This is a genomic window from Streptomyces sp. WI03-4A, assembly GCF_033792105.1.
Lineage (GTDB): Bacteria > Actinomycetota > Actinomycetes > Streptomycetales > Streptomycetaceae > Streptomyces > Streptomyces collinus_A.
In genome coordinates, this window is record NZ_JARAUO010000006.1 from 195447 (window position 1) to 210289 (window position 14843).

General features: G+C 73.7%; 13 protein-coding genes and 3 pseudogenes. 8 read left to right on the forward strand and 8 right to left on the reverse strand.

The window, feature by feature from the left end; genetic code table 11:
• Nucleotides 1-95 precede the first annotated feature (95 nt).
• The gene (locus PV343_RS09845) at nt 96-395 is read right to left on the reverse strand and encodes a DUF5133 domain-containing protein (protein WP_317441568.1); all 300 of its coding nucleotides are present in this window, start codon (nt 393-395) and stop codon (nt 96-98) included.
• A gap of 303 nt (nt 396-698) precedes the next feature.
• Here PV343_RS09845 and PV343_RS09850 point away from each other — a divergent pair, with 303 nt between their 5' ends.
• Nucleotides 699-1211, forward strand: a complete 513-nt coding sequence (locus PV343_RS09850) for a pep a2 (protein WP_319146447.1) — start codon at nt 699-701, stop codon at nt 1209-1211.
• Complete coding sequence (glgX, locus tag PV343_RS09855; protein WP_319146448.1) at nt 1208-3352, forward strand: glycogen debranching protein GlgX; 2145 nt, start codon at nt 1208-1210, stop codon at nt 3350-3352. Before PV343_RS09850 ends, glgX begins: the two co-directional genes overlap by 4 nt.
• 160 nt (nt 3353-3512) lie before the next feature.
• Here glgX and PV343_RS09860 read toward each other — a convergent pair whose 3' ends face one another.
• A complete protein-coding gene (locus PV343_RS09860) occupies nt 3513-4322 on the reverse strand; it encodes a VOC family protein (RefSeq protein ID WP_319146449.1) in 810 nt (269 codons plus the stop codon).
• 365 nt (nt 4323-4687) lie between these two features.
• On the reverse strand, nt 4688-5479 hold the full coding sequence (locus PV343_RS09865) for an RNA polymerase sigma factor SigF (protein WP_319146450.1): 792 nt from the start codon (nt 5477-5479) through the stop codon (nt 4688-4690).
• Nucleotides 5480-5721: 242 nt separating this feature from the next.
• On the opposite strand from PV343_RS09865, the gene PV343_RS09870 reads away from it, so the two are divergent.
• From PV343_RS09870 to PV343_RS09885, 4 genes are all read left to right on the forward strand, one after another.
• Nucleotides 5722-6192: a MarR family winged helix-turn-helix transcriptional regulator gene (locus PV343_RS09870; RefSeq protein WP_319146451.1), complete on the forward strand. Its 471-nt coding sequence runs from the start codon at nt 5722-5724 to the stop codon at nt 6190-6192.
• Complete coding sequence (locus tag PV343_RS09875; protein WP_319146452.1) at nt 6189-7034, forward strand: ABC transporter ATP-binding protein; 846 nt, start codon at nt 6189-6191, stop codon at nt 7032-7034. The genes PV343_RS09870 and PV343_RS09875 overlap by 4 nt, the downstream gene beginning before the upstream one ends.
• A complete protein-coding gene (locus PV343_RS09880; protein ID WP_319146453.1) occupies nt 6994-7851 on the forward strand; it encodes an ABC transporter permease in 858 nt (285 codons plus the stop codon). Before PV343_RS09875 ends, PV343_RS09880 begins: the two co-directional genes overlap by 41 nt.
• Nucleotides 7852-8040: 189 nt before the next feature.
• Complete coding sequence (locus tag PV343_RS09885; RefSeq protein WP_319146454.1) at nt 8041-8574, forward strand: hypothetical protein; 534 nt, start codon at nt 8041-8043, stop codon at nt 8572-8574.
• 76 nt (nt 8575-8650) lie between these two features.
• Here the strand turns inward: PV343_RS09885 and hemC are convergent, their stop codons facing one another.
• Nucleotides 8651-9586: a hydroxymethylbilane synthase gene (gene hemC, locus PV343_RS09890; protein ID WP_319146455.1), complete on the reverse strand. Its 936-nt coding sequence runs from the start codon at nt 9584-9586 to the stop codon at nt 8651-8653.
• A gap of 66 nt (nt 9587-9652) precedes the next feature.
• Entirely contained in the window at nt 9653-10627 is a 975-nt protein-coding gene (locus PV343_RS09895) for an ATP-dependent DNA ligase (protein WP_319146512.1), read from the reverse strand.
• A gap of 293 nt (nt 10628-10920) precedes the next feature.
• Here PV343_RS09895 and PV343_RS09900 point away from each other — a divergent pair.
• A pseudogene (locus PV343_RS09900) lies at nt 10921-11572 on the forward strand (TetR/AcrR family transcriptional regulator).
• Nucleotides 11573-11666: 94 nt separating this feature from the next.
• Here PV343_RS09900 and PV343_RS09905 read toward each other — a convergent pair.
• Nucleotides 11667-12254 (reverse strand): annotated as a pseudogene (locus PV343_RS09905) (EamA family transporter); the annotation flags it as partial.
• Here PV343_RS09905 and PV343_RS09910 point away from each other — a divergent pair.
• A pseudogene (locus tag PV343_RS09910) lies at nt 12245-12619 on the forward strand (LysR substrate-binding domain-containing protein); the annotation flags it as partial. The pseudogenes PV343_RS09905 and PV343_RS09910 sit on opposite strands and share 10 nt — an antisense overlap.
• A gap of 678 nt (nt 12620-13297) precedes the next feature.
• Here the strand turns inward: PV343_RS09910 and PV343_RS09915 are convergent.
• Nucleotides 13298-14062 (reverse strand): helix-turn-helix domain-containing protein, encoded by a 765-nt coding sequence (locus PV343_RS09915; RefSeq protein WP_319146456.1) that lies wholly within the window; start codon nt 14060-14062, stop codon nt 13298-13300.
• Between the two features lie 188 nt (nt 14063-14250).
• The gene (locus PV343_RS09920; protein ID WP_319146457.1) at nt 14251-14661 is read right to left on the reverse strand and encodes an SH3 domain-containing protein; all 411 of its coding nucleotides are present in this window, start codon (nt 14659-14661) and stop codon (nt 14251-14253) included.
• Between the last annotated feature and the right edge of the window lie 182 nt (nt 14662-14843).

Below are 14843 nucleotides of genomic sequence, written 5' to 3' on the forward strand. Positions count from 1 at the left end.
CCGCGCGCGAAGCCGGGCACCGGGCCCGGCTTCACGATCCGAGAAAACGGTCCGGCTGCTGCCGTCCCGTGGGGAACGCCGTGTGCGGTGCCGGGTCAGGTGCGCGGCGCCGCGGAACGACGTTCCGAGGGTGGTGCCCGCCGGGCCGCCCGGCCCGGTTGCGGCCGCCCGTCCTGCTCGCGCAGGTAGCCGGCCAGGCTGGAGCGCAGATAACGCTCAGCCGCGTCCGCTGCCTCCCGGGCGCAGCGCTTTCCCATCAGCACGCACAAGGTGTAGCCCGAGTCCTCGAAAGTGGCCCGGACCGTGCGGTCGTGGGGCGAGGCGAGCATGACGCGCTCCCACGCCCGGTAACGCCGCAACTGCCGGGCCACTTCGGCCTTGGCGGGTAGCAGCATGACCCTCTTCACCTTCCACGCTCTCGACTGGGCGCGTTCCCGACGGTCGGGTGGTGGCCGCGCAGGGGTGGGCGCGGCACCGTTACGGCGATCGAGGCTTTCACTCATGGTGCACGTAGGGACACGCAACGTCCTGTTGGACCTTCAACCATCCCGCCGTTAGAGAGCCTCGTGTTGCACGAATGGCGTAGTGGGCTCAGTGTGGAGGTGACTCAGAAGCGATCACCGCTCACGCTCAGTGTCCGGGATCCCTCCCGGACGGGCGAGGGGAGCGTGGGCTTCGCGGGTGAGGAGCAAGCGACGATGAAGACCGCAGTGCCCCGCTACTACCACCTGGACGTGGAAGTCAGCCCGGAACGGGTGGAGCAGGTCGGCCGCATCCTGGCCGCCCACCTCCACTACTGGGACCTGGACAACCTCGTGGACCCCGTCTGCCGCGGCGCCGAGCTGCTGCTGCGGGCGATCGACGAACACGCCACGGTCAAGGACACGTCGATCGAGATGTGGTGGAACGGTCAACACCTCATCACCGCCGTGGGCGGCGGCGACCGAGATCTGCGCCCCGATCAGGACCTGCGGGCGTGCCTCGCCGACATCGCCGCCATGAGCGACGGCTGGGGATGCTGTGCGGCGGAGACCGGCAGCAAGATCATCTGGTTCTCGCAGCGCGCCCGCTCCGGTGAGCGCGTCCCGCTGGTCCCGACCGCCCCGGCGCCCGACATGAGCGAGGGGCTGCAGGTGCCCCGCGCACTGCCGCTGGTCGCCCTGGCCGCCCCGGCAACCGTCTCCCGCGACACGCTGGAGGCCGCCCGGTGACGGCTCGCAAGTCCCGAGCAGGGGTGCCCGTGTGGAGCGGGCACCCCTACCCGTTGGGCGCCGTTTTCGACGGACAGGGCACCAACTTCGCCCTGTTCAGCGAGGTCGCCGAGCGCGTCGAGCTGATCCTGGTCGCCGACAACGGCACCCACACCCGCGTCCCGCTGAACGAGGTCGACGGGTTCGTCTGGCACGCGTACCTGCCCGGGGTCGGTCCGGGGCAGCGCTACGGCTACCGCGTGCACGGCCCCTGGCAGCCGTCCCTCGGCCACCGGTGCAACCCGGCGAAGCTGCTGCTCGACCCGTACGCGCGGGCCGTGGACGGCCAGATCGACAACCACGCCTCCCTCTACGAACGCGCGCCCGACGGCCCCTCACGGGGCAACAGCGCCGGGCACTCGATGCTGGGCGTCGTCACCGACCCGTCCTTCGACTGGGGCGACGACCGCCCGCCGGACCGGGCGTACGCCGACTCCGTCATCTACGAGGCGCATGTGCGCGGTCTGACCCGCACCCATCCCGAGGTGCCCGAACGGCTGCGCGGCACCTACGCCGGCCTCGCCCACCCCGCGGTCCTTCAGCACCTGACCTCGCTCGGGGTCACCGCGGTGGAGCTGATGCCGGTCCACCAGTTCGTCCAGGACGGCGTGCTGCAGGACCGGGGCCTGGCCAACTACTGGGGCTACAACACCATCGGCTTCTTCGCCCCGCACAACGGCTACGCCGCCTTCGGCAGCCGGGGCGAGCAGGTGAACGAGTTCAAGACCATGGTGAAGGCGCTGCACGAGGCCGGCCTCGAGGTGATCCTCGACGTGGTCTACAACCACACCGCCGAGGGCAACGAGCGGGGCCCCACGCTGTCCTTCCGGGGCATCGACAACGCCTCCTACTACCGCCTGGTCGACGGCGACTGGGGGCACTACTACGACACCACGGGCACCGGGAACAGCCTGCTGATGCGGCACCCGTACGTACTTCAGCTGATCATGGACTCGCTGCGGTACTGGGTCACCGAGATGCACGTCGACGGCTTCCGCTTCGACCTCGCGGCGACGCTGGCCCGGCAGTTCCACGAGGTGGACCGGCTGTCCGCGTTCTTCGACCTCATCCAGCAGGACCCGGTGATCAGCCGCGTCAAGCTGATCGCCGAGCCCTGGGACGTGGGGGAGGGCGGCTACCAGGTGGGCAACTTCCCGCCGCTGTGGTCGGAGTGGAACGGCCGCTACCGGGACGCCGTACGGGACTTCTGGCGAGGCGAACCGGGGTCGCTCGGCGAGTTCGCCTCCCGGCTGACCGGGTCCTCCGACCTGTACCAGCACAGCCGGCGGCGGCCGCGCGCCAGCGTGAACTTCGTGACCGCCCACGACGGGTTCACGCTGCGTGACCTCGTGTCGTACAACGACAAGCACAACGAGGACAACGGCGAGGACAACCGGGACGGCGAGAGCACCAACCGGTCCTGGAACTGCGGCGCCGAGGGCGACACCGACGACCCGGCCGTCCTCGAACTGCGCGCCCGCCAGCAGCGCAACCTGCTCGCGACGCTGCTGCTGTCGCAAGGCATCCCGATGCTCTGCCACGGCGACGAACTCGGGCGCACCCAGCGCGGCAACAACAACGCCTACTGCCAGGACAACGAGATCTCCTGGGTGGACTGGGAGCTGACGGACGAGCAGCGCGCCCTCGCCGACTTCACCCGCCGCCTGATCGGCCTGCGGGCCGGTCACCCCGTGCTGCGCCGGCGCCGCTTCTTCCGCGGCGAGACGGTGACCAACGCGAAGCAGCCGCTGCCCGACCTGATGTGGCTGCGGCCCGACGCCCGGGAGATGACCGACCGGGACTGGCAGCGCGGCGACGCCCACTCGGTCGGGGTGTTCCTCAACGGCGACGCCATCGCCGAACGGGACGCCCACGGCGGGCGGGTGATCGACGACTCGTTCCTGCTGCTGCTCAACGGCTACTGGGAACCGGTCGACTTCCGGCTGCCCGACGGCTCCTTCGGCGAGCGCTGGACGACCCTGATCGACACCGCCGACCCGGACGGCGTCCCCGACGAGCGCGAGCGCAAGGCCGGCACCCGGCTGCGCGTGGAGCGCCGCAGCACGGTCGTGCTGTCCCGGCCGTCCCGGGGCGGCCGCTAGGCGGGGGGCCGCCGGGGCGGGGGGCCGCCCGCGCGGCCCGCGTGAGACCGCCGGGCACCCGCGACATGAACGCGGGTGCCCGGCGACGTCGTGCGGGCGGGCGGGCGGGCGGGGTGAGCGTGGCCAGGTGAGCCAGGGGGACCCGGGCCCACCCGACGGGTCAGCGCAGGGTGCGGGACGTGACCGTGAACTGCGCGCCGTCCGGGTCCCGCAGGATCGCCTCCGTCTCGTCCTCGCTCAGGACGCTGCCGCCGTGCTTCTCGGCCGACCGGGCACAGCCCGGCACGTCCTCCACGGTGAAGTGGATCTGCCAGTGCGGCCGTACGGAGGGGTCGGGGGCCGCCTCCACCGCTCCGGAGTCGATGCGCGCGACGACGTCGCCCCCGCTGCGCAGCACCACCTCACCGCCCGCGTACTCCACCTCGCAGCAGCCCTGCGTGCCGGAGGCCCAGCCGAGGATCTCGCCGTAGAAGATCGCCGAGTCGAAGGCGTTGCGGGTGTGCAGCCGGATGAAGGTCGGAGCGGCCCGGCGCCACGTCTCCCAGTTGGAGACGAGTTCGCCCTGCCAGATACCGAAGGTGGCCCCGTCGCGGTCGGCGAGCAGCGCGGCCCGACCCGGCGGGAAGGACAGCGGCCCCACCGCCGCCGTGCCCCCGCGTTCCCGGGCCCGCGCCACGGCCACGTCGGCGTCCGGCACCGCGAAGTACGGCGTCCAGGCCACCGCCATCTGCCACATCGAGGCGACCGCGGCGATCCCGGCCACCGGCACCCCGCCCGCCAGCGCTATCCGGAAGTGCTCGCCGAGCTTCGCGCCGCGCCAGCGCCAGCCGAGCAGGGCCGAGTAGAAGTCCTGGGTGGCCTCCAGATCACGGCTGGTCAGGCTCACCCAGCAGGGGGCGCCGAAGACGGAGTGCGTCGAGACGACGTCCCTCGTCCTCGGTCCGACGCCGGCAGGGGTGTCATGGTTCATGGCAGTCGCGTCCTGGTCTCGGGGCCGGGCGGCCACCGGTTCTTCTTCAGTGTCCAACCGGAGCGGGGTGGGGTGCTCGTCGAGTACCCCACTGGCGCGCGGCCAGGCGGGTGAGCAGCATGGAGCCATGCCGGAGAGCGACGCGGACCTCATCGCGGAGCTGCGGGCGGAGGTCACGCAGGTGCGGGAGGCGTGGCCTCCCACGCCGTCGTCGACCAGCCACCGGGATGATGGTCGCCCTCGGCACGCGGGTCCCCGGCTCCGACCCCGGCCCGTGGCCGGCTCGGGGCGCCGGACCGGCCGCCGAGGACCCCCGCCCGTCCGCCTCGCAGACCCCCCGCGCCTCGCGCGGGGGGCGAGGCGGTTCAGCCGGTCTCCGCGAGCAGCTCCTCGCGCAGCCGGTCGAAGCAGCCGCTGAGCAGCCGGGAGACGTGCATCTGCGAGATGCCGAGCTGCTGGGCGATCCGGCTCTGGGTCATCCCTCCGAAGAATCGCAGGTAGAGGATGGTGCGCTCGCGTTCCGGCAGGGCCTCGAGGAACGGCTTGACCGCCGCGCGGTCGACCACCAGGTCGAAGCCGGGGTCCGGCTCCCCGAGCGAGTCACCGAGCGCATAGCCCTCCGTCCCGGCCACCTCGGCGTCCAGGGACAGCGCGGAGAAGCACTCCAGGGCCTCCATGCCGGTGCGCACCTCGTCCTCGCTGAGCCGCGTGTGCGCGGCGATCTCGGAGACCGTCGGCGCCCGGCCGGGTGTCGTCTGCGCCAGTTCCTTGGCCGCGTTGCGGACCCGGTTGCGCAGGTCCTGCACCCGGCGCGGCACGTGGAGGGTCCACATGTGGTCGCGAAAATGGCGTTTGATCTCGCCGGTGATGGTGGGCACCGCGTACGCCTCGAAGGCACGGCCACGCCCCGGGTCGTAGTGGTCGACGGCCTTCACGAGGCCGAGCGCGGCCACCTGGTACAGATCCTCCAGGGACTCCCCGCGACCGCGGAACCGCACGGCGATCCGCTCGGCCATGGGCAGCCAGAGCCGGACCAGTTCGTCCCGCAGCATCTGTCGCTCGGGGCCCTCGGAAAGGAGGGCGAGTCGCTCGAAGGTCTCGCCGGTGTCGGGGGCGTCGTCGTGGGGGTGGGTTCTCGTGCTGCCAGTGACAGGCATCGCGCACCTCTCTCAGCAGGTGCTGGATCACAGCCACCGCGGGAGACGCGCCGGGACGGAAAGACCACCGCGGCGCCCGGCCGCAGCCGGTTCCCACGGATGTGCCTCCTGTCCGAAGCACATACATGCACTTTCCCGTTCTGGGACATAAACAAACAATATGGTCGTTAAAGGACGGGGCTGAGTCAAGTCTTGACTCTCCCCGAGGAGAGTTACCTCTTAAACAGAGGTAATCTCCTGGAGTGGAGACGGAACCCGCTGGACCCGCTGAATTCTCAGAGGAGCTGGCCGACGCCCTCGTCCGGATCCAGCGGCTCATCCGGCGCCGACTGCGCGGCGGCCTGGCCGGGCCGCGGCTGCGCGGCGCCGAGGTCGAACTGCTCCGGCTGGTCGAGGGCCGGCCCGGCGTCCGCGTCTCGGACGCAGCCCGCGCCCTGCACCTGGCGGGCAACTCCGTCTCGACCCTGGTCAACCGGCTCGTACGGGAGGGGTACCTGATCCGGGAGACCGACCCCGCCGACCGGCGGGCCGCCCGCCTGCTGCTCACCGAGGCCGCAGAGAAGCGGCTCGGGGACTGGCGCAGGCGCCGGGCCGAGCTGGTCGGCCGGCACGTGGCCCGGCTCGGCCCGGTGGACCTGGAAGCGCTGCGCGCCGCCCTGCCCGCCCTGCGCGAGCTGGCCGTCACCCTGTACGAGGAGGCCGACGAGACATGACGAGCGACACCCCTGCCCCGCCCGCCGAAGCCGTCACCTGCACCGGCCTCACCTACGCGTTCGGGGAGACCACCGCGGTCGACGGATTCGACCTCGCCGTCAGCGAGGGCGAGGTGTTCGGGCTGCTCGGCCCCAACGGCGCGGGCAAGACCACCGCCATCCGCTGCATCACCACGCTGCTGCCGGTCCCGGCCGGCACGGTCCGGGTCTTCGGGCGCGACGCGGCCGGGGAGCGCATGGCGGTGCGCCGGCTGCTCGGCTACGTCCCGCAGCAGCTCTCCGCCGACAGCGGGCTCACCGGACGGGAGAACGTCGCCCTGTTCGCCCGGGTCTTCGACGTACGGCGTCGCGAGCGCGCCGAGCGGGTCACCCGAGCCCTCGCCGCCGTCGGGCTCGCGGACGCCGCCGACCGGCTCGCCAAGACCTACTCCGGCGGCATGGTCCGCCGCCTCGAACTCGCCCAGGCCCTGGTCAGCGCGCCCCGCCTGCTGATCCTGGACGAACCCACCATCGGCCTCGACCCGATCGCCCGCACCGACGTCTGGGACCACATCAACGCCGTCCGCGCCGCCACCGGCATGAGCGTCCTGGTCACCACCCACTACATGGACGAGGCCGACCAGTACTGCGACCGGGTCGGCCTGATGCACCGCGGGCGCGTACGCGCGCTGGGCACCCCGGCCGAACTGCGGCGCGGGCTCGCCGAGCGCCGCGGCACCGACACCCTGCCCACCCTGGAGGACGTCTTCCGGGACGTCGCGGGCAGCGGTCTGCAGGACCCGTCAGGAGGAGGTTTCCGCGATGTCCGAAGCACCCGCCGCACCGCGCACCGCGTCGGCTGAGATGCCGCCCGGCGGCACCGCCGCGCTGCTCGGCCCGCCCTCCCCGCGCCCCGGCTGGCGCGTGCTGCCCGCCCGGGTCGCCGCGATGTGCGCCGTCGAGCTGCAGAAGCTGCGCCACGACCGCACCGAGCTGTACACGCGGGCGGTCCAGCCCGCGCTCTGGCTGCTGATCTTCGGCGAGACCTTCACCCGGATCCGCGCGATACCCACCGGCGGCATCCCCTACATCGACTACCTGGCGCCCGGCATCATCGCCCAGTCGGCGATGTTCATCGCGATCTTCTACGGCATCCAGATCATCTGGGAGCGGGACGCCGGCGTCCTCAACAAACTGCTCGTCACGCCGACCCCGCGCTCGGCGCTGATCACCGGCAAGGCGTTCGCCGCCGGGGTGAAGTCGCTGATACAGGCCGTCGTCGTCGTCCTCATCGCCGCCGTGCTCGGGGTCGCCCTCACCTGGAACCCGCTGCGGCTGCTCGGCGTCGCCCTCGCGGTGGTCCTCGCCTCCGCGTTCTTCTCCTGCCTGTCGATGACCATCGCGGGCATCGTGCTCAGCCGCGACCGGCTCATGGGCATCGGGCAGGCGATCACCATGCCGCTGTTCTTCGGCTCCAACGCCCTCTACCCCGTCGCGGTGATGCCGGGCTGGCTCCAGGCCGTCAGCAAGGTCAACCCGCTCAGCTACCAGGTCGACGCACTGCGCGGGCTGCTGCTCGGCACACCGGCCCACCTCGGGGCCGACTTCGGGGTGCTCGCGGTCGCCGCCGCCCTCGGCGTCACCGCGGCCTCCTCGCTGCTCGGCCGGCTGGCCCGGTGATCTTGCGCCGGACGTGATGTGCGGCACGCACCCCCACCCGGTCCGGGACCCCCGAACGGGATTCTTCCTGCGCAGCGCTTGATCAACGATCAAAGCGGGCGAACCCCCTGGCCACAGCGCATTCCACTCATTTGACAGTGCGCTGAGCACACAGATAGACAGCAGCTCTCGAAGGGCGAGAGGGGCACTGTGTACGAGCCGAACGTGGTCGGGGACTGGCAGGAGTACGACGAGCATGCCGGTCTGCGTGTCCGCGTCCATCGCCTGGAGGCGGCCGAGCCGCCGCGCGGGCGCGACGACGCCGCGGCGGGGCTGACGTACTTCAGCGTCCGCGTGACGGTCGAGAACCGCGGCCCGCGGCACTACGGCATCCACCTGGAGGACGGCCAGATCGACGTCCGGGTCGGACCGGACGGCGAGGGCGCCTTCATCGACTGGCGCAACTCCCAGTTCATCGAGGGCTTCGACGTCTATCCGCTGCGCCGGGCCACCGCCGTCGTCTTCGCGGCCGCCCCGGAGGCCGCCCTGACCCACGTGGACGTGCAGGTGCAGCTGCGGGTGGACGAGGAGTGGGCCGAGCGCCGGCTCTGGGCGGGCGGCATCGGCGTCCTGGAGACGACCGCGACGGCCGCCCCGGCCGGCACCGCGCAGGGCGGCCTGGCCCACCAGGTGAGCGCCTTCCTCAAGGAGCGGACGGAGCGGACGGAGCCGGGCGGGGCCTGAGCCCCGGTCCCGGCCGCCGCGGGGCCCGCCCGTGCGGGATCCGGTCAGTCGGGTTCACGGTCAGTCGGGCTCACGGTCAGTGCGGGATGCCGTCGATGATCTCCCGCGCGCCCTGCCGCAGCAGCGACACCGCGACCGAGGTGCCCAGCGTCGCCGCGTCGAGCCGGCCCGCCCACTCGTGGGCGTTCAGCCGGGTCTTGCCGTCCGGCGTGAACACACAGGCCCGCAGGGACAGTTCACCACTCCGGTCGACGCGCGCGTAACCGGCGATGGGGCTGTTGCAGTGCCCCTGGAGCACATGCAGGAACATCCGCTCGGCCGTGGCCTCCCGGTGCGTCGCGGGGTGGCCGAGGCGGCTCACCGCGTCGATCAGCTCGCTGTCGCCCTCCCGGCACTGCAGGGCGAGGATGCCCGCGCCGATCGGCGGCATCATGGTCTCCGGGGACAGCACCTCGCTGATCACGTCCCGGCGGCCGATCCGCTCCAGCCCTGACACCGCGAGCAGCAGCGCGTCCGCCTCGCCGGCGGCCAGCTTCGCCAGCCTGCGATTGGCGTTGCCGCGGAACGGCACGCACTCCAGGTGCGGGTGGGTGGCGGCCAGTTGGGCGATGCGGCGGACCGCGGAGGTGCCGATCCGGGTACCGGCCGGGAGTTCGTCCAGGGTGAGCCCGTCCGGGTGCACCAGCGCGTCCCGGATGTCGTCCCGCTCCAGGAACGCGGCGAACACCGTCCCCGCGGGCAGCGGCCGGTCGGCGGGCACGTCCTTGACGCAGTGCACCGCGAGGTCCGCCTCCCCGGCCAGCAGGGCCGCGTCCACCTCCTTGGTGAACGCCCCCTTGCCCTCCACCTGGGAGAGATCGCCGAGCCACTTGTCGCCCGTCGTCTTCACGGGCACGACCTCGGTGCGGACTTCGGGGTGCAGCACGGCCAACTCGGCGCGTACGCGCTCGACCTGTGCGAGGGCCATCGGCGAGTCACGGGAGACGATGCGAATGAGTTCCGGCACGGACATGGGGGACACGATAGACCCTCGCGCGGTCCGTTCCGTCCCGTTCGGCCGTCCGGAACCGGCCGCCCCTCAGGGGTCCTCGGGCAGGTCCGCCGCCGACTCCTGCGGGGTGAGGTCCGGGCGCAGCCGCTGCCAGGACGGCTGGCGCAGCATCCCGTCCCTGGTCCGGGTGGAGTAGCTGACCTCGCCGACCAGCCGGGGCAGCACCCAGCGTGCCTCCGGGATCCTGGGCACGGGATCGAAGGGGCAGGTGCCGGTGGCCGCGGCCGCCAGCAGGGCGGCCAGATCGGCCCGTTCCGCGGTGCTCCAGCCGGTGCCCACGCCACCGACGTACCGCAGCCGGCCGCCGGCGCGCTGGCCGACCAGCACCGCGCCGGGCAGTCCGGCCAGCCGCCCCTTGCCGGGCAGCCAGCCGCCGACGATCACGTCCTCGCTGCGCATGTTGCGGATCTTGATCCAGGCACGGGAGCGCACCCCGGGCTCGTACACCGAGTCCAGCCGCTTGCACACCACCCCTTCCAGTCCGTGCTCCCGGGTGGCGCGCAGCGCCTCGGCTCCGTGCCCGGTCACCGCCGCCGGCGTGGACCAGTGCGGGCCCGCGAGCCCCAGCTCCTCCAGCCGGGCCCGCCGCCGGGCGTAGGGGAGCCGGAGCAGCGGCTCCGCCACGTAGGGCGCGTCGAACAGCACCAGGTGGACCGGCACCTGGGCGGCCCGGCGTGCCGCGCGGGCCGGGGCGTGCGCGAGGCCCATCCGGCCCTGGAGCAACTGGAAGTCCGCCCGGCCCCGCGCGTCCAGGGCCAGCACCTCGCCGTCCAGCACGGCGGCGGTGCCGCCCAGCACGCCACCGAGCGGCCGGAGTTCGGGATAGGCGGCGGTGATGTCCTCCCCGGAGCGGGCGCGCAGCAGCACGGTGCCGTCGCCGGGCAGGTACACCATCACCCGCTGGCCGTCCTGCTTGGTCTCGTACGCCCACCGCTCGTCCTGTGCGGCGGTCGGCAGCGAGCCGGGGGTGGCGAGCATCGGCGGGATGAACGGCAGCGTCACGGGGGTCACGGCAGAAGGTGTCGACCGCCGCCCGCCCCGGCACGCGCCTTTCGGGAGCGGTTCCCCTGAACGGGGCGGCGTCCGGCCAGCCGGACCGCCGCCCCGGGGCCGCCTTCCCCCCGGCGTCGCCGTCGCTCAGGCCACCGCCTCGGCGGACGGTTCGGCCGCCGCCGGGGCGGCGGGGGCGCCCGCCGGGCGGTGGCGGGGCAGGAACGAGGCGAGGAGGAAGGCCAGGACGGTGCGTGGGACTGGCCGTCCCGGGGCGGTGCGCAAGTCCCGGAGCGGTGGTGAGCATGGCGCGCAGGACGGTGCGGGCGGAGCAGGTGAACGCGACGCGGGAGGCGATCCTGACCGCGGCGGAACGGCTGTTCGCCGAGCACGGCGTGTACGCCGTCTCCAACCGCCAGGTCAGCGAGGCGGCCGGCCAGGGCAACAACGCCGCGGTCGGCTACCACTTCGGCACCAAGGCCGACCTGGTCCGCGCGGTCGCCCGGCGGCACGCCGAACGCATCGAGACGCTGCGCGAACGGGCGCTGGCGGCGGCGGCCGGCTCCACCGACATGCGCGACTGGGTCGACTGCCTGGTGCGCCCGGTCACCGAGCACCTGGCCGGACTCGGCGACCCCACCTGGTACGCCCGGTTCTGCGCCCAGGTCATGACCAACCCGGCGATGCACCAGATCATGGTCGAGGAGTCGCTGGCCTCCCCGGCCCTGCGGGCAGGCCGTCGAGGGGCTGAACCGCACCCTGTCCGACCTGCCCGCGGCGGTGCGCGCCGAGCGCGGGCAGATGGTCCGCATCCTGATCCTGCACACCAGCGCCGAACACGAGCGTGCCCTGGCCGAGGGCACCCCCACGCCGCACGCCACCTGGAGCGAGGTCGCCACGGGCCTGGCCGACGCCATCAGCGGCCTGTGGCCGGCCCCGGTCACCGGCCCCCGCTGACGCCCGCGCGCGGCGTCGGCCTCGTGGCGCCGCCCGGCCGGCCGGCGCGTCCCGGCGTGCCAGGTCGCCCCAGGCACCGCTCGACCGGTGGTCGTCAGTCGCGCGTCGTCGCGATGCTCAGCGTGTTCGCCGCCACGACCGCGCCGATGGCCGCCCACTCCGGGCCGCCGAGGGACTGGCCGAGCACGAACCAGCCGACCACGGCGGCGAGCACCGGGTTGACGCTCATGAAAAGCCCGAAGGTCTGCGCCGGGACGCGGCGCAGGGTGAGCAGGTCGGCGAGGTAGGGCACCGCGGAGGAGAGCACCCCGGCCGCGACGGCGCACAGCACCGCGCCCGCGCTCGGAGGATGCCGTACGGCCACCACGATCCCCACCGGCAGGAAGGCGAGCGCCGACAGCGTCGCGGCCGCGGCGGAGCCCTGCACCCCGGGGACGCGTCGCCCGACGACCCGGTTGAGCAGGATGTACGCCGCCCAGCAGCACGCGGCCACCAGCCCGAGCGCCATGCCCGGGTAGTCGGCCGACGGCCTCGGGCGCATCAGGACGACGACCCCGGCCGCCGCCAGCATCGCGCACCCCGCGTCCAGCCGGCGCCGGGAGCCGGCGAGCGCGACGGCGAGGGGGCCGAGAAACTCCAGCGTGACGGCGAGCCCGAGGCCGATCCGGTCCACGGCGGTGTACTCTCGCCGCCGACGACCCCCTGGCCCGGCGCCGCTCGGTCCGGCTCGCCGACCTCACCGGCCGCACGCTGCTGGTGGACCGCCGCACCGGTACGGCCACCCCGGAGCTGTGGCCCGCCGAGGCGCGGCCGGCGGTCGAGGAGACGTACGACGTGGACGACTGGCTCACGGTCATCGCCGCCGGCGGCGGTATCGGCGTGACGGCCGAGTCGACCGCCAACCAGTACCCGAGACCCGGCATCGTCTACCGGCCGGTGCGCGACGCCGAACCCGTCGCGGTGCGCCTGGCCTGGTGGCGGGACGATCCGCACCCGGTCCGGCAGACGGTGCTCGAACTCCTGACGGAGCTGTACCGGTCGGCCTGACCGGCACCGGCCGCCCGGAACGACGCAGCGTGCGCCGGCCACCCGCTACGGGGTCGGACTCCCCGCCGAGCCCGCGCGCGAGGCCCCGGCCGAGCGCCTCGGCGCCGTGCTCGACCTGTTCCGCCGCGGCGAGTGGCCGCAGACCCTGCTCCACTGGCCGGCCTCCTTCGGCGGACTCCTCCTCGTCCACGGCGTCGCCACCTGGCTGCCCACCCTGATGCGCGGCGAGGGCTACGACCTCGGCTCCGCCCTCACCTTCGTCGTCCTGGTCAGCGTCGGCGGCAGCGTCGGCATGCTGATCGCGGGCCGCGCCTCCGACCGGTTCGGCGCGCCCCGCATCTCCGCGATCGACGCGACCGTCACCCTCCGCTCCGTCCCGGACCACCGCGCCACCGCCGTCGGCTGGACCTCCGGCCTGGGCCGTTACGGCGCCGTCTTCGGCCCCTGGCTCGGCGGCCGGCTGCTCGCCTCGGGTCACGGCGACTGGGGCTCCACCGCCTTCGCGCCGGCGAGCCTGTCGTCGATGGTCCTCATCGGCATCGCGGCACTGCGCACCTCCCGCCGCCCGGCCCCCAGCGGCGCCGAACAGACCCCCACGCCGCCGCGCCCGGGCCCCGGGCGCCGCGGCGGTGTTCCCGGAGCATCGGCGCCGACGGCCTGCTCCCAGGCCGCCCGTGGTCAGCCCTCGTCCGGGAAGTCCACGTCCAGGCCCGTGCAGGCCAGTTGGTCATGGACCTCGGCGCAGGCCTCCACACCCCGGGGGGAGCGCACGGCGAGCATCGGGCTGGTGTCACCACTGGTGTCGCCCGCCGGGTAGCTCGCCGACAGGACGTCCTGGCCGGCCCGTACCGAGATCTCCCGGGCCGGCGCCGAGCGCAGCCGTACCTGGGACCAGGCGGTGCCACAGGTGGGGGAGTAGCGGAGCAGGACGTCGTAGTCGGGGTCGGCCACCCTGCTCCTCGTCTGCGCGTCCCGGGCGCACACCGAGGCGTCGGGCAACCGGCCCTGGCAGGAACGCGCGTGGCAGCGGGGCATGGTCACCAGGGTCTGCGCGGCCGGTGCGGGGGCGCCCGGGCGTCCGGAGACGGTGACCGCGGCGGCCACCGCCGCGGCCGAGGCGAGCAGCGCGAGCGCCGACAGGGGGAGCCACCGCCGGCGGCGGCGGCGCTCCGGCCCGTCCGGCGGGTTCGGCGCGGGCGCCGGCTCGGCGGTCTCCCATAGGGCCATTACGGGGGCGGGATCGACGCCGGCCAGCCGGCTGAGCGCCTCCACCGCGGGCCGCGGCGGCCGCTTGGCGCCTGTCAGATAGCGGTGCCAGGCCGACTTGCTGTACGGAGTGCGCGCGGCCAGCGCCGCGAGACTCAGCCCCGTGCCGTCCTTCAGCTCGCGCAGTCTCGCCGTGAGCGACTCGTCCGGCGTGGCCGATCCTTCGGGATGCCGCATCGCGCGTCCCTCTACTCCCATTCCGCTATGGGCGCTTTCGCCCCTGATGCCGGAATGGCTTCCCGGAAGATCGCGATCCGCAACCCCCGGCAGGTATGAGGAAGGTGAGGCGCGTGCGTGCGCCGAAGGCCTGTTCGGGGGTCGTCGAACAGGCCTTCGGCAGTCAGGGTTACGGCGTCGCGGAGCCGTCAGCACCAGGGCACGGCGCGGTGGGTGACGACGTAACGGGCCGCGACGTAGCCCCGGTGGTGGGGCAGCCGGTACCAGAGGTGGTTGCCCCGGACCGCGGTGCCGTACGTCTCGCAGGCGACCGTCAGCAGCCGGTTCTTGTACCGGTGCCCCACGACCCGGTACACGGTGCCCGGTCCGGAGCGGACGTTCAGCCGGGCACGGCGGGTGGCGACCCGGCCGAGGACGGGGTAGGCGCGGCGGTGCGAGACGTGGGCGCGGTGCTTCGCGTGGTGCCCGGGGTACGGGGCGGTGGTGGGTGCGGGGCGCGGGGCCGTCGCGGCGCTCGCCGGCGCCGCCCCGGCCGTGGGCAGGAACGCGAGCACCGCGACCGTGGCCAGCAGACCGCTCTTGAGAGTCCGTCGGATCATGGAAACCTCCGGCTGTCGTTCTCGTGACCACGAACGGTGATCACGACAGCCAGCGTTGCCGTGCCGGGCCGCCCGGATGCCGTCCCCGCGTCCCGTGGGACGCCGGGGACGTCCCCGGGCACGCACCACCCGGCCCACCTGGCCCTCCACCGCCGGGTGTGCCCGCGTCCGGCCGTCCCCGT